At 58.7% G+C, this 21,711-nt stretch carries 23 protein-coding genes and 2 pseudogenes; 14 read left to right on the top strand and 11 right to left on the bottom strand.

Going from position 1 to position 21,711, the window contains the following annotated elements; translation table 11 throughout:
* Window positions 1-756 (top strand): class I adenylate-forming enzyme family protein (locus GSQ77_RS25280; RefSeq protein WP_158905957.1); only part of this gene is annotated, 756 nt, incomplete at its 5' end.
* On the opposite strand, the pseudogene GSQ77_RS29680 reads toward GSQ77_RS25280, so the two are convergent.
* The 4 genes and pseudogenes from GSQ77_RS29680 to GSQ77_RS25290 all read right to left on the bottom strand — a co-directional run.
* Window positions 753-875 (bottom strand): annotated as a pseudogene (locus tag GSQ77_RS29680) (helix-turn-helix domain-containing protein); the annotation flags it as partial. The gene GSQ77_RS25280 and the pseudogene GSQ77_RS29680 sit on opposite strands and share 4 nt — an antisense overlap.
* Window positions 876-898: 23 nt before the next feature.
* Complete coding sequence (locus tag GSQ77_RS29685; protein ID WP_254067783.1) at window positions 899-1,114, bottom strand: zinc-binding dehydrogenase; 216 nt, start codon at window positions 1,112-1,114, stop codon at window positions 899-901.
* A gap of 13 nt (window positions 1,115-1,127) precedes the next feature.
* Window positions 1,128-1,757: a zinc-binding dehydrogenase gene (locus GSQ77_RS25285; RefSeq protein ID WP_254067784.1), complete on the bottom strand. Its 630-nt coding sequence runs from the start codon at window positions 1,755-1,757 to the stop codon at window positions 1,128-1,130.
* A 102-nt stretch (window positions 1,758-1,859) separates the two neighbouring features.
* Window positions 1,860-2,747, bottom strand: coding sequence for a LysR family transcriptional regulator (locus tag GSQ77_RS25290; protein WP_158905959.1), 888 nt, complete (start codon window positions 2,745-2,747; stop codon window positions 1,860-1,862).
* 151 nt (window positions 2,748-2,898) lie between these two features.
* Here GSQ77_RS25290 and GSQ77_RS25295 point away from each other — a divergent pair, with 151 nt between their 5' ends.
* From GSQ77_RS25295 to GSQ77_RS25310, 4 genes are all read left to right on the top strand, one after another.
* Window positions 2,899-3,930: an NAD(P)H-quinone oxidoreductase gene (locus GSQ77_RS25295; protein WP_174246491.1), complete on the top strand. Its 1,032-nt coding sequence runs from the start codon at window positions 2,899-2,901 to the stop codon at window positions 3,928-3,930.
* A 142-nt stretch (window positions 3,931-4,072) separates the two neighbouring features.
* Window positions 4,073-4,285: a hypothetical protein gene (locus GSQ77_RS30020; protein ID WP_367889693.1), complete on the top strand. Its 213-nt coding sequence runs from the start codon at window positions 4,073-4,075 to the stop codon at window positions 4,283-4,285.
* Window positions 4,286-4,491: 206 nt separating this feature from the next.
* A complete protein-coding gene (locus tag GSQ77_RS25305; RefSeq protein WP_158905961.1) occupies window positions 4,492-5,259 on the top strand; it encodes an SDR family NAD(P)-dependent oxidoreductase in 768 nt (255 codons plus the stop codon).
* A 112-nt stretch (window positions 5,260-5,371) separates the two neighbouring features.
* On the top strand, window positions 5,372-5,680 hold the full coding sequence (locus GSQ77_RS25310) for a helix-turn-helix transcriptional regulator (RefSeq protein ID WP_158905963.1): 309 nt from the start codon (window positions 5,372-5,374) through the stop codon (window positions 5,678-5,680).
* Window positions 5,681-5,697: 17 nt separating this feature from the next.
* On the opposite strand, the gene GSQ77_RS25315 is transcribed toward GSQ77_RS25310, so the two are convergent.
* The 4 genes from GSQ77_RS25315 to GSQ77_RS29220 all read right to left on the bottom strand — a co-directional run bounded on the left by GSQ77_RS25315 (window position 5,698) and on the right by GSQ77_RS29220 (window position 12,115).
* Window positions 5,698-6,117, bottom strand: coding sequence for a RidA family protein (locus tag GSQ77_RS25315; RefSeq protein WP_158905965.1), 420 nt, complete (start codon window positions 6,115-6,117; stop codon window positions 5,698-5,700).
* 53 nt (window positions 6,118-6,170) lie between these two features.
* Window positions 6,171-7,790, bottom strand: a complete 1,620-nt coding sequence (locus tag GSQ77_RS25320) for a methyl-accepting chemotaxis protein (RefSeq protein WP_158905967.1) — start codon at window positions 7,788-7,790, stop codon at window positions 6,171-6,173.
* A gap of 630 nt (window positions 7,791-8,420) precedes the next feature.
* Window positions 8,421-11,615 carry an autotransporter domain-containing protein gene (locus tag GSQ77_RS25325; protein WP_158905969.1) on the bottom strand — a complete coding sequence of 1,065 codons (3,195 nt, stop codon included), beginning with the start codon at window positions 11,613-11,615 and terminating at the stop codon, window positions 8,421-8,423.
* A 335-nt stretch (window positions 11,616-11,950) separates the two neighbouring features.
* On the bottom strand, window positions 11,951-12,115 hold the full coding sequence (locus GSQ77_RS29220) for a hypothetical protein (protein WP_174246466.1): 165 nt from the start codon (window positions 12,113-12,115) through the stop codon (window positions 11,951-11,953).
* Window positions 12,116-12,505: 390 nt separating this feature from the next.
* Between GSQ77_RS29220 and GSQ77_RS25330 the strand changes: the two genes are divergently transcribed.
* From GSQ77_RS25330 to GSQ77_RS29315, 4 genes are all read left to right on the top strand, one after another.
* Window positions 12,506-13,549 (top strand): AraC family transcriptional regulator, encoded by a 1,044-nt coding sequence (locus GSQ77_RS25330; protein ID WP_158905971.1) that lies wholly within the window; start codon window positions 12,506-12,508, stop codon window positions 13,547-13,549.
* A 211-nt stretch (window positions 13,550-13,760) separates the two neighbouring features.
* Window positions 13,761-14,693, top strand: a complete 933-nt coding sequence (locus GSQ77_RS25335; RefSeq protein WP_158905973.1) for a hypothetical protein — start codon at window positions 13,761-13,763, stop codon at window positions 14,691-14,693.
* A 45-nt stretch (window positions 14,694-14,738) separates the two neighbouring features.
* Window positions 14,739-15,311: an OsmC family protein gene (locus GSQ77_RS25340; RefSeq protein WP_158905975.1), complete on the top strand. Its 573-nt coding sequence runs from the start codon at window positions 14,739-14,741 to the stop codon at window positions 15,309-15,311.
* 221 nt (window positions 15,312-15,532) lie between these two features.
* Window positions 15,533-15,985: a hypothetical protein gene (locus GSQ77_RS29315; RefSeq protein ID WP_216854940.1), complete on the top strand. Its 453-nt coding sequence runs from the start codon at window positions 15,533-15,535 to the stop codon at window positions 15,983-15,985.
* A gap of 226 nt (window positions 15,986-16,211) precedes the next feature.
* Here GSQ77_RS29315 and GSQ77_RS25350 read toward each other — a convergent pair whose 3' ends face one another.
* Both GSQ77_RS25350 and GSQ77_RS25355 read right to left on the bottom strand, forming a co-directional pair.
* Window positions 16,212-16,697: a septation protein IspZ gene (locus GSQ77_RS25350; protein WP_158905977.1), complete on the bottom strand. Its 486-nt coding sequence runs from the start codon at window positions 16,695-16,697 to the stop codon at window positions 16,212-16,214.
* Between the two features lie 239 nt (window positions 16,698-16,936).
* Window positions 16,937-17,455, bottom strand: coding sequence for a lipocalin-like domain-containing protein (locus GSQ77_RS25355; protein WP_158905979.1), 519 nt, complete (start codon window positions 17,453-17,455; stop codon window positions 16,937-16,939).
* A gap of 164 nt (window positions 17,456-17,619) precedes the next feature.
* Here GSQ77_RS25355 and GSQ77_RS25360 point away from each other — a divergent pair, with 164 nt between their 5' ends.
* Complete coding sequence (locus GSQ77_RS25360) at window positions 17,620-18,495, top strand: LysR substrate-binding domain-containing protein (RefSeq protein WP_158905981.1); 876 nt, start codon at window positions 17,620-17,622, stop codon at window positions 18,493-18,495.
* Window positions 18,496-18,836: 341 nt separating this feature from the next.
* On the opposite strand, the gene GSQ77_RS25365 is transcribed toward GSQ77_RS25360, so the two are convergent.
* Entirely contained in the window at window positions 18,837-19,442 is a 606-nt protein-coding gene (locus tag GSQ77_RS25365) for a TetR/AcrR family transcriptional regulator (RefSeq protein WP_158905983.1), read from the bottom strand.
* A gap of 130 nt (window positions 19,443-19,572) precedes the next feature.
* Here GSQ77_RS25365 and GSQ77_RS25370 point away from each other — a divergent pair, with 130 nt between their 5' ends.
* The 4 genes and pseudogenes from GSQ77_RS25370 to GSQ77_RS25385 form a co-directional block, all read left to right on the top strand.
* Entirely contained in the window at window positions 19,573-20,496 is a 924-nt protein-coding gene (locus tag GSQ77_RS25370) for an NAD-dependent epimerase/dehydratase family protein (RefSeq protein WP_158905985.1), read from the top strand.
* A 2-nt stretch (window positions 20,497-20,498) separates the two neighbouring features.
* Entirely contained in the window at window positions 20,499-20,843 is a 345-nt protein-coding gene (locus tag GSQ77_RS25375; RefSeq protein WP_254067785.1) for a DoxX family protein, read from the top strand.
* Window positions 20,844-21,135: 292 nt separating this feature from the next.
* Window positions 21,136-21,309, top strand: a complete 174-nt coding sequence (locus GSQ77_RS25380) for a hypothetical protein (RefSeq protein WP_158905989.1) — start codon at window positions 21,136-21,138, stop codon at window positions 21,307-21,309.
* Window positions 21,294-21,497 (top strand): annotated as a pseudogene (locus tag GSQ77_RS25385) (transposase); the annotation flags it as partial. The gene GSQ77_RS25380 and the pseudogene GSQ77_RS25385, both read left to right, overlap by 16 nt.
* Window positions 21,498-21,711: the final 214 nt, after the last annotated feature.

Here is a 21,711-nt window from a genome sequence, read left to right on the forward strand (position 1 = left end):
AACCTGTCGTCGTTGCGTTCGATCGCACATGTCGGCGCCTCGGCCCCGGCGGTTCTTCGACAACGAGCGATCCAGCGTTTTGGCCCGGTGCTGACCCATTTGTATGGCGCGAGCGAGTCGGGTGTGGTGAGTGTCTTGGCTCCCCCCAGATACGAAGCGAATGCGAATCTGGCAACCAGTGCGGGGCGTATCGTTGACGGCGTCGCGGTGCGTCTTCGTCGGGCAGACGGATTGCTCGCGGCGCAAGGGCAAGCTGGAAACATCGAAGTGCGCTCGCGTTTCGTGGCGCAGGGCTATTACAACCAGCCTGACGAGGAATCCAGAAAGTTTCGCGATGGCTGGTGCCTAACGGGCGACGCTGGTTTCGTCGACGAGGATGGCTATCTGCATGTTCTCGGGCGCGCGTCGGATGTCGCCGTCAATAACAACGTCGATACGGGTCCGACAGAGATCGAGGACATTTTCTGCCGTTTGCCCGACGTTCGCTATGCAGCAGTATTTGCGCCGAAGAATACGTCGGCGGGATATACCTGGATTGCATTGCTTGAGCCGTGGAAACGAAAGCAAGTTGATGTTGCGCGATGTGCCAGGACGCTCGAATGGGCGCTCGGTACGGTCATTTCAGATCGGGTGCACATAATCGCAGTAGACCGTGTGCCGCAAACTGCACAGGGAAAAGTGGACCGCGCGGCGATCGAGACACTTCTTCTTGCAGGCGACGACGTTCACGGGCAGGCTCCGCTTTCGCTGCGCTAATCGGCTCGAAATTCATTGGAACAAGGCACTGCCCACCCAAGCCCACGCACATTGCGTATCAGTGATTGACCGCACTTTTTGCGAATCGAATGGATCAGCACATCAACTGCATTGCTTTCGCAATGCTTGGCTCTTCTGCGACTCACGGGATCAACAGAACCTTGCCGATTGACGCGCGCGATTCGAGGAAACGATGCGCCTGCGCTCCACCTTGCAGAGCAAAGACGCGTGACACCCGCGTCGCGACCACTCCTTCTTCGATCCAGCTGAAGAGTTCGGCTGCCCGAGCGCGCCGTGTCTCTGGGGTTGTCAGCACGTTCCAGATGTCGCCGCCGGTCAGCGTGAGCGAGCGGTTCATCAGCAGCCTCGGGTCAACCGCCGGCGAACCCGAAAAAGACCGAGCGTCCGCCGACGCGCGTGGCCTTAAGGCTATCGAGGATCGTAGTTCCGACGCTGTCGAACACTACGTCGGCGCCTCCACCGGTGACGGTATGGACACGCTCGATCCAGTCTTCATAGCCGATCGCCACTTCAGCACCGGCGTCGCAGGCGGCCTGTCTCTTCTCGGGTGACGAGGCAAGCGCGATGACCCGACCGCGCAACTGCTTGATGATCTGGATGAGTAGCAGCCCTACACCTCCGCCGGCGGCATGCACGACACTCCAATCTCCGGCCTTCAAAGGATGACTGTCATGCACGAGAGAATGAGCGGTCAAACCCTGGAGTAGGGCGCTTGCGGCCTGCTGTGTGCTTATCGAAGATGGGAGGGGTATCAGCTTGTCGATTGCTACCGCGACAAGTTCGGCGTTGGAATTAGGATTATCACACCACCCAACCTTATCCCCGATGCCGAAGCCTGCGGCGGCGCCATCCTGTCCGAGGTCCACGATTGTACCGGCACCCTCCCAACCCGGTACCCAGGGTGCCAAGCCACGTTGCGAGAACAGGCCCTGTCGGCGATAGATATCGGCGTAATTCATGCCGGCTGCTTCAAGTTTCACAATGACCTCTCCAGGGCCCGGGGCTGGGTCAGCGGTTTCGCACCACTCCAAGACTTCAGGACCTCCGAACGAGCGATATTGCAGCGCATTCATAGATTCACCTCACTTTTTGGTGTGGACTGTGTAATCTTCGAACGCGGAGACGATGCCGTCAATCATTGCTGCGATGCGCGCGGTATGCCGAAGGTCTTGATGCGTGACGAGCCAGATTTCGTAGATCGCCCCACGTACGGGTTCCGGCCATATCTGCACGAGGCCGTCGTGTTCAGCCAGATGTATCGGAAGCTCACCAATACCGATGCCGGCCTTTACCGCGGTACGCAGCATGAGGCTGGAATTGAAGGTCGATACGATGCGCCCAGCGTGTATCGGTTCGCCAGCAAGAGTCGGTGATCGGTTACCGGTCCAACTGCCCTGATAGACGACAAGATCGTGGCCCGCAAATGCGGAGCCAGCGGCGGGCTTGCCGTGCTGCTCGAGATAAGCGTTCGATGCAAAAAGCGCCAGTGGCCAGCGAGCCAGGCGCCGCGCGACAAGATCGGGATTATCCGGCCTGACTGAGCGGACCGCGATATCCGCTTCACGCTTTGCCAGATTTAGCATGCGCGTCGACGTGTCCAGCAGGACGCGCACTTCGGGATGCGCAGCATGCAGGCGTTCAATGGCGGGAAGCAGGAATTCGAGCGCGATCGAATCGGTGCTGGTGACTCTTACGTCCCCGGCAAGCCGTGTATCCGTGCCTTGAGTTCGTCTGACGAGTTCGTGTGCGGAGTGTTCCATTTTCTCCGCTGATCTCAGCGCGGCCTCGCCTGCCGCAGTCAACGCGTAACCCTCAGAAGTGCGCAGGAAGAGCGTTGCACGTAGCGCGTGCTCCAGTGCCGCAATCCGTCTACCAACCGTCGCCTGATCGAGATTAAGTGTCCTGGCCGCTCCACGGAGCGTCTTTTCGCGCTCCACCGCAAGAAACACGCGTGCATCGTCCCAGTTCATCGCGCCGTCCTCCTGATGCAAATTTGCATCCCACCACATGAATAATGCTGCACATATTCATCAATGTCGATGCCTATACTGAACGCAAGAGTTCCTCGTTCAAGGATCCATCCGGATCCATCGAGCCCCATCTATAGAAGGAGTGCTACCCATGTCTGCTTCAACTTATCGTGTGCCATCGTCCATGACGGCCATTGAAATTAAACAACCTGGCGGTCCCGAAGTTCTGATGCCGACTACGCGCTCGGTGCCGATGCCCGCCGCTGATCAGGTTCTGATCCGCATCCACGCAGCTGCCGTGAACGGCCCAGACGTTTTCCAGCGCAAAGGGCTGTATGATCCGCCCCCCGGCGCTTCGGACATTCCAGGGCTGGAAGTGGCAGGTCAAGTGGTTGCCGTTGGCTCCGACGTGTCCAAATTCCGGATCGGCGAACTGGTGTGTGCATTGATTCCCGGCGGTGGCTACGCAGAATATGCAGTCGCGCACGCGTGCAACACGATGCATATCCCCAAAGGCCTGACGTTGGTGGAAGCGGCGGCCGTGCCCGAAACGCTTATGACGGTATGGCTGAACCTGTTCCAGCGCGGCCGGTTGGTCGCCGGCGAATCGGTGTTGATCCATGGCGGCGCGTCAGGTATTGGCACCACGGCAACCATGCTGGCGAAGGCATTCGGCGCTGCGAAAATCATCACGACAGTGGGCTCGCAGGCGCATCGGGAGGCCAGCCTGGCACTGGGCGCAGACCTCGTGATAGATTACCGCGAGAACGATTTCGTCGCCGAAACGAAGCGGTCTACCGATGGAAGAGGTGTCGACGTGATCCTCGACATCATTGCCGGCGACTACGTGGCTAGAAACTATGACGCCGCCGCCATGGACGGACGGATCCTACAGGTGGGCGTGATCAAGGGGCGGGCGAAGGATCTCGACGTCTTGCCGCTGCTGACGAAACGTCTAACGCATATGGGCTCAACGTTGCGATCGCGCACATCCGCGGACAAGGCGACCATCATCAATGAACTCGAGCGGCAGGTGTGGCCACACATCGAGAGCGGCAAGATCAAGCCGGTTGTCTACAAGACCTTTGCGCTTGCCGACGCTCGTGGCGCGCACGAGCTGATCGATTCCGGCACACACTTTGGAAAGATTGTCCTGACGACAGGTGCCGATCTCATTGGCTGAAGCCGGGCTTGCCGCCAAACCGGAAAGCCTCTTGTCTCGGAGTCGATAGCGCAATTGGAAGAGCATCTCGGCGCGGGGCTTCTGCTCCGATCAACCCGAGGCCATCGATCTGCTCGAGTGGGGCGTTGACGTGGCGCTTCGCATGGGCACGCTAGACGACTCGACGATGACCGCGAAACGCCTCCTGCGGGGACGGCGAATGGTTGTCGGAACACCGCGCTATTTCGCGGAAGCCGGCATTCCGAAGACACCGGCCGGCGTGAGCCGCACGATCGTCGCTTTCGTCGAGCACCTGCTTGGCGCGCACGGCGGCGGTACGGAAGTCGACCGGGAATTCACCAGACCATCAGCGTAAGGCGTCCCCCGCCGATAACCGCTATTTCGGGCAGGCATGCTCCCGGAATAGAAGCTATTCCTCGCCGATTACTACCGGTCATCCCGATACGAGCGGACGATACGCATTAACCAAGGCATGAACGCATTGGCACACATGCAGCAGTCCGCCCATCCCTGCACTCAGGCACGTGAGCGGACCCTTCAAAACTCACTATCGAGGTAATCATGACTCAAACTCTGAAAGGCAAACTTGCACTCGTGACCGGCTCTTCTCGTGGTATCGGCGCGGCCATTGCAGCCCGTCTCGCGCGGGATGGCGCATCGGTCATCGTGCACTACGCGTCGAGTCCGGAGCGCGCGGAGACCGTGGTTAAAGCGATCCGCGATGCCGGCGGCGAGGCTCAAGCAGTCGGTGCCGATCTGTCGAAACCTGAGGGCGTGACGGCGCTGATCAATTCGTTGGGCGGCGTCTTCGGCGGCAAGTTCGAAGGCAAGCTCGACATCCTCGTCAACAATGCGGGCACCGTCGAATACGGACCGTTCCTTGAGTCGTCAGACACGTCGTATGACACGCATTTCAATCTGAATGTCCGGGCACCGATCGAACTGGCGAAGGACGCAGCGAAGCGCATGATCAAGACAGGCTGGGGACGCATCATCAATATCGGCTCCGCTTTCGGCGAAGCGGCGCCACTGCCAGGCGTAACGCTTTACATCGCGTCGAAATTTGCCATTCGGGGCTTCACACGCGGTCTTTCGCGCGAGCTCGGGAAGTATGGTGTGACCGTCAATGCGGTTCAGCCCGGCCCGATCGACACCGAATTGGCGCCCCAGCCCGGGACGGACGAGCACGCAACGATGACCAAGCTCGCCAGCGTGGGACGCTTCGGTAAGCCCGAAGAAATCGCGGCCGCGGTGGCGTACCTGGCGAGCACCGAAGCAAGCTATACCACCGGTGAAAGTCTGACGGTCGATGGTGGGTGGATTGCCTGAGGAAGCCGGAGAGCGCTTTCGTTGCGCGCTGCCATGACATGCGTCTGAGGGTTGCCGTCGCCGCGCGTGTCGAGTAGAGCAAACGGCCTTCGACGATTGATGAGATTTAGACATGAACGAAGACGCGAAAATGCTAGCTTTAAGCACCATCGCACACCGGTCGCGATTGGCTATCTTTCGGACGCTCGCTGGCGCAGGGCCGCGCGGGTTGCCCGCCGGCGAGATTTCAGCGCAGTTGGGAATCGTTCCGTCCAGCCTGTCTTTCCACCTGAAGGACATGTTGCGAGCGAACCTTGTATCCAGCCGCCGGGAGGGGACCTTTATTCACTACTCGGCGGCCCTGGACGCCATTCACGGAGTCATCGATTTTTTGACTGAGAGTTGCCTTGCTGGTTGCGCAAGAATTTCTCCGCCCAGGTGAGCGAGATCCGAGATCGCTCACACGTTGCGTAGCGCAGCAATTGCCTTAATCTCGACGAAGAGAGTCGACCTGGCCAATGCCGCCACGCCGAGAATAGTCCATGCTGGAGCGTTTTCCTTGATGTAGCGGTCCTTGATTTCCCGAAACGCCGCAAGCTGCTTATCAATATCTACGTGATAGCTGACGAGCTCGACCAAGTCGTCGAAGCCAAGCCCCGCTTCTTGCAAGATTGCGCCCAGCCGCTGAAATGCGAGATCAATCTGTTCTTCGACGTTGGTGGGAATCGTCCCGTCAGCCCGGATCCCAATCTGGCCGGCGACGAAGAGCAGACCACCTGCGGCAACAGCGGGCGCGTAGTTGAATGTCTTGAAAACCTCGGTGCTGCCGAGAACCGGATGGGGATTCGAAAGGACGACGTTGATCTTGGAAGGGCGCATGATGAGTACCTTGGAAAAGAACAAAAGACCGCTTCGCACCAGCCAACCGACCTTTATTCGCGGATCGTGTCGCTCGTGTCAGTCGCGTCGCTTGCCAAGCGAAATACCCGCACGGCGTCTTCCAGTGCGCGCGCCTGTTCTTGCATGCTGTCTGCTGCCGCTGCCGCCTGCTCAACCAGGGCGACGTTTTGCTGGGTCATTTCATCCATCTGCCCGATCGCGCGGTTGACTTCGCTGATGCCGATGCTTTGCTCCTTGCTCGCGCGGGTAATCTCGCCCATCAGGGTGACCACATTAGCGACGGCCGTTACGATTTCGGTCATGTTCCGGCCGGCCTGATCGACCAGTTCGCCGCCTGCATCGACTTTGCCAACCGAGTCAGTGATCAGTGCCTTGATTTCCTTGGCGGCCGTCGCGCTACGTTGGGCCAGGCTGCGCACCTCGGTGGCGACTACCGCAAAGCCACGTCCTTGGTCACCGGCACGTGCGGCTTCGACGGCCGCATTCAAGGCCAGGATATTGGTCTGAAAGGCAATTGTGTCGATCACGCTGATGATGTCGACGATCTTGTGCGAACTGCCGCGGATGAACGACATGGTGGTTACCACATCGCCCACCACTGCGCCGCCCTTGATCGCGAGATCGGAGGCCGAGGCGACGTGTTCGTTGGCGTTCGTAGCGTGCTCAGCATTGGCGAGGACGATCGAGGTCAATTGATCCATCGTCGACGTGGTTTGCTCGAGCGAGCCAGCCTGCTCCTCGGTGCGCGCGGACAGGTCCGCGTTACCGGCTGCAATTTCGCGCACACCCAGCGCGATCGTATCGGAGGCACGTCGCACGTTGCCGACTACCAAGGCCAGACCGACGCTGATGCCGTTTATCGCCTGCATCAACTGGCCCAGCTCGTCGCGCCGGTCGACATGCACCTGTGCGGTCAGGTCACCGGCCGCCAGCTTCTCCGCGGCGGCTTTGGCTTCGAGCAGTTGCGTCTCGAGGCCGCGCCGGGTGGTCACGAAGATCAGCGCGCTGACCAGCAGCGCGCCGAGTAGCCCGAAGCCTATCAGCTCGGTTTGCTCAAACGCGGTCAATGCTCCCACCGGACTTGCTCGGTCGCGCAGGATCACTGCCTGCAGCAGACCATCATAGGCCAGCAGGATCACACTAGACGCGGCCAAGGTGAGCAGTGCGAGTTTGGCTCCGATCGACAAGGTCCATACTTGACTGACATCGAGGCCGACGTACAGCGCGCCGATTACCTGGCCCGCGCTATCGCGGATCGGCTCGTAATGGGTCATGTACTGCTTGCCGAAAAGCGTCGCGTAACCTGTATAGGATTTGCCGCGGCGCAGCATCCGATAGCCGGGGTGCGAGCGGTCAAGCACCGTGCCCACGGCTCGCTCGCCGTCCTGCTTTTTGACCGAAGTGGTGATGCGCACGAAGTCTTCGCCTCGTCCGACAAACAGTGTCGCGGTCGATCGGGTGTTGAAGGTAAAGCGGTCGACCTCTTTGTAATTGAGGTTCAACAACGTGTTGCCGCTCAGCAGCCTGGGGGTAAAGGTACCGAGGATATCGACACCGTTTGATACGTCGCGTGTAAATGGAGCGGGGAAATACCCGGCGAGTGTTCGCGCGTGACGGCCCACTTGGGATTTAAGCGGCAGCAGAGGGTTCATGGCCTGTTATGGAGGACTGTTGCTCGGGTTTGTGGACCAAAATAAATCAGACTCCTTCGCCGACCCTATTAGACATAACGTTGCATTAAATGGCAATGGTCGGTTGCGCAGCAAGCAGTGATTCCGAATCAATTTTCACTGTATCGCTTGCACTTGTCTTTTAAGTGTTGCCGACAGCATATCAGGCTACATATAAAGCTGAAACAATAATGCGGGTATTTAAATTCGAGGAAAGTTTCAATAATTAACACAACGCGCGATAGGGAGAAAGAAAGCTGTCGGCAATATTTTGATGACTACCGCTACTCGCTCATCCACGGCCTGCTAGCTCATTATCTGATCGACAAGCGGCTGTCCCTTTATCTATGCGATATTCTGAATTCAAAGACCAGGTTTTATAGGCAAGGCACGAGCTTTTACGAGCGCAACCGCCTTACGAATTACGGTCGCGTCGCTCAAAGCTTTCTCGATATCCACAATGGCAAGCGTTCCCCAGAGTTTCGCGAGGTGGCACTGGGTTTGTATTTCGAAACGGAGTTGCAAAAAGGGTAGCCCGGTGTAACGGGGCACGAGCGCCATAAGCTGATGCGTAGCATGACGCCGGTCCGGCGGCCCTTCAGCGACGGTGGATCAGAACACCTGCCGCAAGCGCAGGCTGCCGGTTTGCGAAACAAAGCCGCCACCGGCCTGCAACTCGTAGCGCATCGTCAGGCTCAGGTTATTCGCGCGCAACAAGGTCACGCCGAGTGAGACATCCGCTACGTCCGATACCGGGCTGGCACCGACTGTCGTAAACCCCGTTTCACCGGTTGGGTCCGCCGCGAAGCTCGCACCTGTCACCTGCTGCGCGTGATCGTATTCATGCAGCCACTGTAGCTTGATATCGGGCACCAGCACGCCGTAGGTCGTCGCGAAGCCTTCTTCCAGTTTCACACCCAACGCGCTTCTCACCGAGGCCGAGTGATCCGAGCCCACAGTCAGTGCCGCACCGTTGCCACCACTTTCCGTGTAGCCGTTCTGATGTAAATTGCTGTAGGTCAGGCTGGCTAACGGCGTCAAGGTGGCCGGCCCCAACGGCAATGGATAGCCGGCTTCGGCTCGTGCCACATATTGCTGGCCGCTGAACTGGCCGTTCGCGTTACCCGCGAAACCCGTGAATGCGACTTGCCGGTTGGTCGTATAGTCCTGCTGCACCACGCCACCCGATAGATTCACGTACCACGGTTGACCCGTATAGCTCGCGTAGCCGATGAAACCGTACGAATTCACGCGAGTGGAATCACCACCGGCATCGCCTTCGTCGTTGATCGCCGTATTCGTATAGCTGAACACACCGCCCGCGCGCCAACGATCGCTGATCGATTTGTCCACACCCACTATCAGTCCACCGTAATTGGCGCTGTAGCCTGGCACTTGCTCGCGCTCGTTTTGGCTCGCGTGACCGCCGAATGCCTGGCCCCACGTGCTCCAAGCGGGTGCGCCCTCGCCAGTCGAGACACCACTGCCGATACCGTCGGCTTGTGCCAAGCGCAGGCTGTCAGCGTGGGCTGCAACGACATTGAGCACGTCCAGCGTCGGCGCGGCCGCTGCACCGGTGGAGGTCGCTTGTTGCACTGGCGCCAATTGCACCCCGGCCCGGTTGACCGCGGCGGTACTTGAGCCGGCCGCCAGCGCATCGGCGGCGTTAAACAAATTGAGCAGCCCTGGACTGATGCCCGAGTAACTGAGCAGGCCACTCAGCGCTGACACCGCATTGGGCACCGTCGCGGGTGAGGGAAGTGGAGTGGGCGGGTTGGATTGCGTCGTGGGGGGTGTCGTTGATGAGGCCGGCGCGCCGGCAGCAAGCGTCACCACCAAATCGCTGCGGCCGTCCGTCGCCACATTGGTCCCGCTCAACGTGCCGGCAAAGTTGGCCGCCGAGTAATTCAGGTTCGTCTGGTTATAGTTGGTGCCGTTACTCGACGCATCCACCACCACGAAACGTTGCCCCACCGCAAAGTTATAGGCCGTCAACGGTTTCAAGCTGATCGACGAACCGGCCGCAATAATGGCGCTACCCGTTACCACCAGCCGCCCGTAGCCGCTGTCGCCCGTGAGCGAGCCATTCGGCATCGCGTTGTTGGCGACACCGATCTGCAGGGTCGCGGCGGCACCTTGATTGTAGTTACCGTTGACCGTGATCGCATTGTTCACCTGCAGCGTCGCTGCGGTGTTGTTCAGCGTATTGTTGCCCAAATTCACCGTGTCGTTGAGCAGCAGATTGCCGCTGCCGAAGTTGACATTCGAGTTGGTATTGGTGATCGTGCCGATGGTGCCGCCGGCAAAGCCGGTCAAAGTGCCGAAGGTGGACCCAGTGCCGCCATTGATGTTCAAGTCGTGCAGCGAGGTGTTGCGGATGTTGCCGGCGATCACACCTGAATTGGTGATCGTGCCAAGCGAGCCGCCGTTGTCGATGGCATACAGACTGCCGGTTATCGTGCCGCTGTTAGTCAGTGTCCCGATCGTGCCGGCGGCGGTGATGCTCGTGGTCGAGCCGGTGATGCTCGTGCCCGCACCTGGGTTGCTGATACCGGTGTTGCCACTAATGGTTCCGCCAACGGTGTTATTCAACAGGGTGATCACCCCGCTGTTGCTAATGGCGGAGACCGTGCCACTGATCATGCCGCTGTTGGTCAGCGTGCCGATCGTGCCGGTGCCGGTGCTGGTGTTGCTGATCCGCGTGCTTGTGCCACTGATGATCGTGCTCGTCCTCACGCTCGCGCCTGTGTTACTGACACCTATGCTGCCACTGATGGTCCCGCCAAGGGTGTTATTCAGCAGGGTGATAACCCCGTTGTTGCTAATGCCGGAGGCCGTGCCGCTGATCATGCCGCTATTGGTCAGCGTGCCGATCGCGCCGGCGCTGGTGCTGGCGCTGTTGACGTTCGAGCTTGAGGTAGTGGTAACTGTCCTCGTGCTCATGTTCGAGCCAACGTTAGTGACGCCTACGTTGCCGACTATGGTCCCGCCAACGGCATTATTCAACCGGGCGAAAACCCCGCTGTTGAGGATGCCGTCGGCCGTGCCGTTGATCCGGCCACTATTAGTCAGTGTGTTGATCGTACCGGCGCTGCCGATCGAGCCGCTGTTGTTGATACCGTAGGTGTTGCTACTAATGGTGCCACTGTTGGTCAGCGTGCCGATAGTGCCTACGCTGGCATTGCTGATGCCCGAGGTGTTACCGCTGATGATTCCACCGTTGTTGTTCAGCACGATGATGCTGGCGCCGTTAGTGATGCCCCATCGGTTGCCGGCGATGATGTTGGTGTTGGTCAGCGTGCCTATGGTCCCACCGCCGTTGAAAATGCCCGAGTTGACGCTATTGATGACGCCGGTGTTGGTCAGTGCGGTGATCGTGCCGCCGTTGTTGTAAATAGCATTGCCGTTGCGGGAAAAATTGCTGGTGATGGTGCCGCTGTTGGTCAACGTGCCTATCGTGCCAGTGTTGACGAGACCCGCCGAACTGCCGCCACTGGCGCTGATGGTGCCGCCTATTGTGTTGTTCAACAGCGTGATGCTGCCGCTGTTGGACATGCCGTAGTGGACACCGCTGATGGTGCCGGTATTGGTCAGCGTACCGAGCGTACCGCTCGCCACCAAACCTATGGTGCCAGGCACGACGACGGATGCCGCGACCGCGCAGTCGCCAGTAGTCCACGTGACCTGACCGGAGGTATTGCCATTGACGGCCGGACAGCTCACGGGCACTGCTTGCGCAGTCGGCGCCGTCGCGGCCAAGGCAATGGTTAACGCCGTCAACCTCGGCGAATGAATGATGCGCCCCATAAGTCTGATCTTCCAGTCGATTTAATAGGTGTCGTCACGGAATGAACCGGGCCGCCGATGCGGTCCTGCGCTTTAAGGGCGTCGCGTGAAACGGCTGTTTTCTTTAGGACAAGAAGCGGGCTAGAGCTTGCTCTATTTTTATAATTTTTTGGTTGTTACCGCGCGTTTGCCGCGCTTGACTAGCATAGGGCTGGCGGCTAGCGACGTCTGCCAGGGCGGGTAGTTCCGCAAGAGAAGGGGCCAGGGAATGGCGCACAACTGCGGATGGTCTGGCCCCGAGAGCGACGGCCAAATTAGGACCAGCCCATTGCTCGGGTGCCGTATCGACGTACGTACTACCCCTTGCTGAATAGGCTCACGACACGGGACATGGATCTCGCTACCAGAACGAGCAGAGCGCCGGCCACGCTGTAGCCGACGTTGTGCATCAAGTCGATCAAATAGAACATGGATAACGCGATGAGCGGGTGGTACATCGCACGGCTTATCAGGCTTTTCATCGGCATCTCACACGGTTTCGTTTGCCCGAACCGGTAAGTCACTACTGTGCGTGAACCGATCTGCGCAAATCTGGAGGCGCACCCGGCTTCCTGAATCCGTGGAAGGATAGGCTGCGATCTACGGATGACGCTGATCTATCACGTCCCGTCGTATGACGAACTTTGCCTCTCCCAACCTGCTGCCGTCCTGCCCGTGCGTCGACGTTTTTTGCCCGATCGTCCAAGTCTTGCCGATGGTTCGCCTGGGATTGCAGGGCGTCCAGAAAATAACTTGTAAGGTATTTGTCAGAAAATGCTGCAGCGGGTATAACATGGTCCCCTCGGTCAGGTTGAAAAATGACCGGCTTTCCGGTTTCTTGCCTGGGAAATCGCCTATCACGCGAGCTCTTCATGGATGCAGTTTCTGACGTCCTGCGCGCCGTGCGTCTAAGCGGCGCGGTGTATCTGAACGGGACCTTCACGGCACCGTGGTGCTTGATAGGCCGCACAGATGCTGCGCTCTGCGCGGCCTATCTGCCGCGGTCCGAGCGTGTCGTTTCATATCATCTGATCATAGAAGGTAGCTGCTGCGCGCAACTGGCGGGCGACCCCGATTCCGCTATTCATCTCAATGCCGGGGAGCTGGTGGTGGTGCCGCAAGGCGAAACGCATCTGATAGGCAGCGCCGTGGATCTTGCGCCCACGCCAGCGGAGTTGCTATTGGCTGGCCCGATGGCGGCAGCCCCTGGTGAGGTGATGACGGTGTCTTACGGAGGCGGGGGAGCGGCGACTCGCATCGTATGCGGTTTTCTGGCCTGCGACGATACGCTGAGTAACCCACTGCTCTCATCGCTGCCGCGACTCTTCAAGATTGATATGCGCCACGATCCGCGAGCCGCATGGCTTGAGTCCTCTCTCCAGTTTGCTGCCGCCGAAGCGGCGCATTCGCGGGCGGGCGGTACGATCGTCCTTGCCAGACTGTCCGAACTCCTCTTTGTCGAGGCGGTCCGTAGCTGTATCGAAGCGCTTCCTGCCAGCCAGACCGGATGGCTGGCCGGCGTACGCGATCGCTACGTGGGACGCGCGCTTTCGTTGCTCCATGCCCAAGCAGTCTACCCCTGGACCGTCGACGAGCTTGCGCGCAAGGTGGGTTTATCGCGCTCCGCGTTGGCGCAACGCTTTACCGATCTCCTTGGACAACCGCCTATGCAGTACCTGGCGCGATGGCGCATGCAGATCGCGGCGCAGGAACTTCTGAGCGGCAGAAAGACCCTCGCCGCTGTAGCCGAACAGATCGGTTATGAATCGGAGGCGGCATTCAGTCGCGCTTTCAGGCGAGAGTTTGGAATGCCGCCGGCAGGCTGGCGCAAGAGCAAAGGAAGGATGAACGGCGCTGCCGAATCTGCGCAGGCCTCATCCGCTGCGAGTGGCATCACGCCACCACCGCATCACTGATACCGACTGCCATACCGCCCGCAACATTCATTCGCACGCGTCCAAGCTGACCCGGCGTTTCGGCCATATCTCCCGGTGGCCCGATCATAGAACTTCGCGTCTCCCAATCGTACATTCGTGCTTACCGGATGCCAGATCAACCCTGTGGTTCCGGCCGGTAGATGAATATTCGCAGCTCGACCGCACGTAGGTCCATATTGGGAGAAATTCTATGAACGCAGTATCGCGACTCTCTGAACCCGATCGTTACGCCCGTTGCATTCGCGCCTCAAAGAAGGTCAGTTGGGATATCGAGCGTGACGTGATTGGAGGCCGCACCTTTGACACGTCGCAGAAATATCTCCCGGACGGGCTTTCCCTGGCTCCGAATTTCTTCACGCTCTCCGAGAGCGAAAAGCGTTTCGTCAGCCAGATTCAGGGACGCACCTATGCCAACGTGTTCGGACTGGTAGAGCGCTTCATCAACGCCAAGATGCTGGAAGTCAGCCGTGACTATTGGCTCGGCGACCAGGTGGCGCTTGAGGCGCTGGTGCGATTCAGCGACGAGGAGCTCAAGCATCAGGCGCTATTTCGTCGCATCGGCGCGATGATCGGTGAAACCCTTCCCCCCGGCTATCGCTTCGACGCCGACCCGGATGCCGTTGCCTCCGTAGTCCTTGGGAAAAGCACGTGGGCCGTATTGGCGCTGACGCTGGATATCGAACTGTTCAGCCAGCTCCACTACCGGCAGAGTATCGCGCCAGACGATCAGCTATCGGAGCTATTCAAGAACGTGTTCCTCTACCACTGGAAGGAGGAGAGCCAGCACGCCATCCTCGACGAGCTCGAATGGGTCCGTCACGACGCCACCCTGATGGACAGTGATCGCGACAAGGCGGTTGACGAATTCATCGAGCTGGTCGCCGCGATCGACGGCATCCTGCAGGCGCAGGCCGCAGCCGATGCGCGTTACTTCGAGGCGAACTGCGGCCGCGCAGTCGACGAGGCGGAAACCCTCTCGATTGAAGCGAATTTTCTCGAGGCTTATCGGTGGCAATACATCCACTCGGGTGTACGTCATCCCCATTTCGGAGAGGTGCTTTATAGCCTCATCTCCGAAGACCAGGGCATGCGCATCAAGGCTGCGCTCGCCACGCTGCAATGAGATTTACCGAAGCTGAACAATCCACATGGTTGAAGGAGATGGAATATGAATGACTATGCACAGACCAAGGAACCTAACATCGTTAATGGCCTCAACGTCGACGACCTGTTCTCCCTGATTGAGGGCGTCAAGGGCGATGCCTCGAAAGCTACCACAAGCTGGCGTGTAGCTACGACCTGGCAGGGCCAGACGCGCAGTCGCGCCGAGGTAGAAGGGTTCTCGATCGGAGGGCAGGATGTGTCGCGCCGGTTCACGATCGATATCGATGAGCCTTGCGAACTCGGTGGCTCGAACCAGTTTGCCAATCCTCAGGAGCATCTGATCGCGGCGCTGAATGCCTGCATGACGGTGGGTTACGTGGCGCAATGCGCCGTGCGCGGGATTGCTCTCGAATCGCTGGAGATTGAGACTGAGGGTGAAATCGACCTTAGGGGTTTTCTTGGGATCGACCCGCAAGTTGCAAACGGTTACGAGAGCCTGCGTTATACCGTTCGTATCAAGGGAAGCGGTACTAAGCAGCAATTCGCTGAAATCCATGACGCGGTAATGGCCACTTCTCCCAACGTCTACAATCTGGCGAATGCCGTCGTCTTGAAATCGACTCTGGTGGTGGGGTGAACTTCGCGACGTGGGCGCGGCGACTCGAATCGTTTCCGTCGCGCCAGGTTGAAAGGCCGGTTTGGGACGCCTGCGGAGTTTGTCGCGGGACGGCGTTCGGCCAATAGCGGTCATTGAGTGTGCCGTCTCAGGTTACGCGTTTCGTTGCCGATATAACGTCATGGCCGAACGTGAGCGACTGCGCTTGGCCCGAGCGTCGAATGCCGACGGAATGAGGGTCCATGGCAAGACTGTTACTACTCGTTTGTTTATGCTTTTCTATTAACGTCTTTGCTATAGGCGGCCGCGGAGGCGGCGGCGAAGGACATTTCGGTGGCGAGGGCGCACATTTCGGTGGAGAGGGCGAAAACGCCGGAAGCGGCGGCGGTCGTTCAAGTGAAAGCGCGCCGCGCGGTAGCTTCAGTGAACACCTCCCTGGCGTGGTGAAGGCCGACGAGGAAGGCGGAAAAATTGCCGGCCACGACTACGATCCCGATGGTACCGACCGCACCGAGCGCGAAAGGCACCCGAATGAATACCCCGTTTTTGCAAGAGGCCATGTCGCCGGCTGGCGGTCGGCCAGCGATGCGCAAGCAAGCGAAGTGGCCAAACAACACGTTCACCAGATTTACGTTTTTGCGCTCTTGGGAGTGCTGTCCGTGTTGGCTATTGGCCTTTGCATAGCGATTTTTTAACGACTCCGCAGCCATCGTCAACATGGGTGCTTTGGCTGAACGCCCGATTTTCGCAGCCATGGGCGGCTGTTCATGTCGCAGCCGATTGCAGTCTTGTGAGGTTCGGGCTGCGTATGCTCTTTCCATCAGGCGGCACGCGGCCAGTTCCGGTCAGTCGACCTCACAGTCAGAACGTCAGCCATCGACAAAGCGACCCGTGAGACAAGCGAGAACGAGGCTGTTTAGGCTACGATTTCCGGGTATCTAAGAAGCGGGGGATGATGATGCTGAAAACGATGAGAGCCCCTAGTGAAACGAATGCCTTGGTGCGGAGCCATGTTTCAAAGGGAACCAGCTTCCAGATCAACAGGTTGACCACCGCAAGGACCAAATACAAGGTGGCAGTCCATACCGTCAATCTTCTCCAGAATGACCGATCCTGAGCGAGGATCTTGCCGAAGCACAGCGCCAGTGCACCACGATCAAGACACGCTAGGCTTGCGAGCAATACGCATGCAAAACTGAAATTACCGATTGTGAGTTTCCAGACCGCGAATTGTGGGTCATAGAGGAGCCATCGTGCCGGAGTAGCCATCAAGCACAGCGAAATCACTATGCTGTAGATGACCAGGGTTACATAGACGCGCCACAGTATCCCCCACGCCATTTTTAAGTCCATTGGTGTAATTGACGTTATTACGACATGTTCTTGGAGAACTTTAAAGTTGCTCACGCTTTCGTCCGACTTTATTTAGAACGGGTCGCCGGCAGTCTCATTCGCTGCCGAACGACTGCGTTCGATAAAGCTGAAACACTGCTATGGTTCGACATGCGCCGGCCGCGTCGGGCAGCACGCGGCCAGTTTGAGCCGTTCACGCAAAGTGCGGGAACGGCCGTTGCTCGACGGATCGCGGTCGTTCGCGAGGCCGCTGGCCATGACATAAAGGCGCAAGGTGGCGCTTGATTGTCCGTCTAGTTCAGACGTTGCCAGACCGAAATCGGCACGTCTCCATTCGGTCGTGGCGTCACGCGGTAGCTCAGTTCGGCGCCTTTAAGCTCGTAGCTTCGGTTCTGCTGCTCTCCCTCCCAATTAGGAAAGGAAGCGTTCTGAATGTGAAAAGTCAAAGTTCCACCGGCCGGGTTGACGCTGATCGTACCGAAGTGCGTGCTGGAACCCATGGCGGCCGCTTTGTACTCGGCCGGCGTTCCTGCGCCCTTGTCGCCTGAAGCGAATTGGGGGCGTTCTGCCTTGAAAATTTGTAGCGAATAGTGTCCTTGCGCGTCGATTAGCAGCAGTCCCTTGGGAGCGGCACCGTAGTCGCGTGCCCGCGATCCGTCAGGATGCTGGACATCTGCTGCCACTAATGTCCACGTCCCCACCAGCGAAGGCTCGACGGCTGTTGCATCGGCGCGCGCGACGGTCGCCAATAACGCGCACGCCGAGAAGACAGTACCCACGATGCCGCGTTTAAGAATTATCTGGCCATTCATACAGTGAATTTCTCCGTGACTCGGTTCAGAAACCTCTTCGTATCAAGGCTTGATCGAGATATTTGTCGTGTGTACATAGCGATCAAGCACCGCCATTGATAATAGCCAGACGAATGTGGAATGGATGCGATAATTCAGCATCAATTCTTCAGAAAAACTGAACTATGCCTCTGACCAACCTCGATATGGATACCTTGCGGACACTCTTGGCGACTCAGCAACTGGGAAGTCTGAACCGCGCTGCTGAACGAGTAGGCCGCTCGCAATCGGCAGTCAGCCAGCAGATGCGCAAGCTTGAGGAACAGGTAGGCCAACCTCTATTTCGCCGACGAGGACGAGGCCTGGTACTGACTGAATCCGGCGATCTGATCCTTTCATATGCACGCCGAATTCTGGATCTCAACGACGAAGCTGTTCGGGCCGTTCGAGGGGCTTCTGTTGAGGGTGTGGTGCGCTTCGGCCTACCGGGCGATTTCGCCGAGACCTGGCTCCCGGCTGCCCTGGGACAATTCAAGAAGACCCATCCTGCGGTTTGCGTAGAGGTTGCTGTCGAACGAAACGGTATGCTGCTCGAGCGACTGGACCGTGGGGAACTCGATCTCGTGCTCGTCATGGGCTATGAAAGTCGTCCAGACGCTGAACGCCTGGCAACGATGCAAATGGCGTGGATCGGGCCAGTCGAAATCGATGTTGTCCTAAGCCCTGGTCTTCCGTTGGATCTGGCCTTATACAATTCGCCTTGCTTCTTCCGTCGCGCCGGTATTGACGCGCTTGATAACGCAAATATTTCCTGGAGATTGGCCTATACCACGGCTAGCCTCCAGAGCCTTTGGTCAGGGGTGGCGGCAGGTCTCGGCATCACGTTGAGAACGGCGGCCGGAGTACCATCGTCTTTAAGACGACTCGGTGAGAAAGATGGTCTTCCGCCCCTGCCGACGGTCGAACTCTGTCTGCACGCTGGGCACCGGGATATTCCGCCCGCCCTGGCGCAGTTGAAGCGAGTCGTGATTGAGAATGCGACAGCCAACCTCTGTTCATAAGCTGCGAAACCTATCCGTTGTCCATTAGATACGTGAACTGGTTTTTTCGACGGCATCGCGCCTCAATCCCGTGCTTTCCGTGACACGACTATGAAGTCGAACGGAGGCATAGAAATGGATAGCCAATGAGATTTCGCGCGCGAGCGTCTCATGCTGGCTTGGAAGCGGGCGGTCGTCAATTGCCTTCGGGTGGCTCAAGCGGGTCGACATGCGCCGACCGCGTCGGGCAGCACGCGGCCATGAAGCATCGGTCATACGAGGATCGGAGGTGGTGTCTTGCTTCCCGCGCCACACGCTGCTGCGCTTCGCATGCAGTAGCCCGACATCTTATGAGGCGCTCCTTAGCGAAGTGCGGCCGCCACCGCCTCGTCAATCTGCAGCGCAAAGCGCGCTTCCACATCGGGCACCGTGTAGCCAATTGACAGTTCCAGATACGCGTCGCCTAGCACCAACTGAACGAATGTCGCTGCCCGCAATGCAGCAGTCGATTCGTCAAATCGCTTTCGCAGAATTTTTGCGGCGAAGGCACGCACGACCTTTGCACCATTTTCGTAAAACACCTGGCCGAGTGCCGGGAGACGCTCGGCCTCAGCAACGATGGCCCGGTAAAGCCGCAGATTATCCGGCGCGATAAGGCTTCGTGCCAACACCCATCCCAACTCGCGCAACTCGACTTCGGGTGATCCATCGGATTGCTTGTCCTGAGCGCTGGCAAGAAATCCACCCACCTGAGCGCACATCGAGCTCACCAGACCAACGAAGAGCGCCTCCTTCGATTTGAAGTGGCGGTAGACCGTCTGTTTGCCGACGCCAGCGGCCGCGGCGACATCGTCCATCGTTGCCAGACCGAATCCCTGGCTTAAAAAAACGGTTTTCGCGCCGTCGAGGATGGCGGACCGCTTACGGCGTTGCAGCGGGCTCAGGTCGGGGAGAGAGGACGTGTTCATGCCAGATAAATAACAGATCGTTGAGCAATTGACAAGACTGGTCAGTCTCGTTTATATTCGTCAAAACGAGACCGACTAGTCTCGTTCTTGTGACTTATCAACTTCGCAGGCAATCATCGAGGAGAACGCTATGGAACTATTCATTACAGGTGGTACGGGCTACATCGGGCAAGCGGTCGCGCGCAAAGCAATCAGCCTTGGCCATCAGGTGACGGCGCTGGTGCGCGAAGACAGGTCGGCGGCCGCGAGCGCGTTGGCAAGTCTCGGCGTGAAACTGCATGGTGGCGACTTGCGTGAGCCACAGTCTTTCGCTGCGGCTGCCGGTGCCGCTGATGGCGTGGTGCACATGGCGTCTACCAACGATGCTTCCGCCGCGGCTGCCGACGAGGCCGCGGCTGAGGCGATGCTTTCGCATTTGCATCCGGGCGCGGCCTTTGTCTATACGTCGGGCACCTGGGTCTACGGCAATACGGAGGGGAAGCTCACGACTGAAGCATCGGCGCTGAACCCGACACCACTCATCGCCTGGCGGCCCGCGGTGGAGCAGCAGGTGCTGGCGCTAGCAGCACGCCGCTCGATTTCTGCCGTGATCCTCAGGCCGGCGATGGTGCACGGCTACGGCGGCGGCATCTTCGGCATGCTTGCCGGCATGGTCCGTCAGACCGGCAGTGTGAGGGTCGTCGGCGATGGTCGCAACCACTGGCCTGCCGTTCACGTCGATGATCTCGCCACGGCCTACCTGAGTGCGGTGGAGCGGGCGGCAAGTGGCGACGGTAGAGTCGCGGGACAGATCTTCAACGTGGTCGCGGAAGACGCGGTTGCCGTTGCCGAAATGGGCGAAGCGATTCGGGCCTCGGTGGGCGCCGACCGCGTCGAATTTTGGCCGCTCGACGATGCTCGCAAATCGCTTGGGCCATTTGCTGACGCACTGGCGCTCGATCAGACGGTAAGCGGCCAGCATGCCCGGAGAGTTCTTGCGTGGGAACCCCACGGCCCCGGCCTGATTGCGGACCTCTCTGTACAGAAGCACTATCAGCCAAGCAATGGAGCATGACGATGGCATTAAACATTGCATCTTTCGAATCGATTCTCGCGACGATCGTAGCGGTTCTGTTCGCGGTTGCTGGGGTGGTCAATCTCGCAGGACGCGGCGCGGTGAAGCGCGACTTCGCACGCTGGGGTTACCCGGCATGGTTTCAGTTGCTCTGTGGCGCACTCGAGCTGCTCAGTGCAGCACTTCTTCTTGGACAACAAACCAGAGTTTTAGGCCTAATGCTGGCCGGTGCGATCATGATTGGCGCGCTCTTCACATTGCTGCGAAATCGGGAGCCGTTCCGGCATCTCGCCCCGGCGCTGATCTTCTCGGCTCTCATTGTGGTTACTGTGGCGGTCCGCGGTTGAGGCTTCCCCGCCTCCAGGCGAGTCAGCCCGGGACGCTAACAGGCCGCGTAGGCAATCTGTGCTGCAGGTACTTGATATGCGCACACGGATAACGGCATTGGAGCAGTTCCCGTTTGATCATGTGCTTCATGCGTCCGCTTTTTGTCGCGATGGCTGGGGGACTGTCAGAAATTTTGTGTGTGAGGCTACCATTATGTAACTGGAGCCACTATGCCACGCAAACCAAAGACACCCCTCACGTGAACTACCCTCGATCCCCAAAGAGCTGCTTGATCAACTGGCGACAGGGCCAATGACAGCGGGATCAATCGAGGATTTATCTGCTGCATTAAAGAAGGCGTTGATCGAACGGGCCTTGGGTGTCGAGCTGGGCCAGCACCTGGGTTATGAGCCGGGCGCCCGCAAACCTGCACCGGGGGCCAACCAGCGCAACGGCCATAGCGCAAAGATGCGCTGGAAAGCGTGAATGCGGGCTTGCGAAAGATCATCCGTACTCGCGGCCACTTCCCAAGCGATGAGGCGGCCACCAAGCTGCTGTGGCTGGTTTTACGCAATATCACCGCAGGATGGTGTCGCGCCGCAAAAGACTGGAAAATCGCTATGAATCAGTTCGCGATATTGTACGAGGAGCGCTTCACGCCCCCCTATCCTTGAGCTATGCTGAATCCGTAACCTGCTAAAAGCAGATTGCATTAACCGCCTCGAACACCAAAAATCTGACAGACCCACGCCGTGCAAGAGTTGCTCCATGTTTCGCAAATACGGCGATAATGGCGCTGATTTCAGGCAGCAGCGCCTCGGTTCCGGACCATCCTGGCGACAAATAGCCGACTGGCCATGCGTGCTATTCATGCAGTCCAGGAGCATG

The organism is Burkholderia sp. L27(2015), from assembly GCF_009765705.1.
GTDB lineage: Bacteria > Pseudomonadota > Gammaproteobacteria > Burkholderiales > Burkholderiaceae > LMUX01.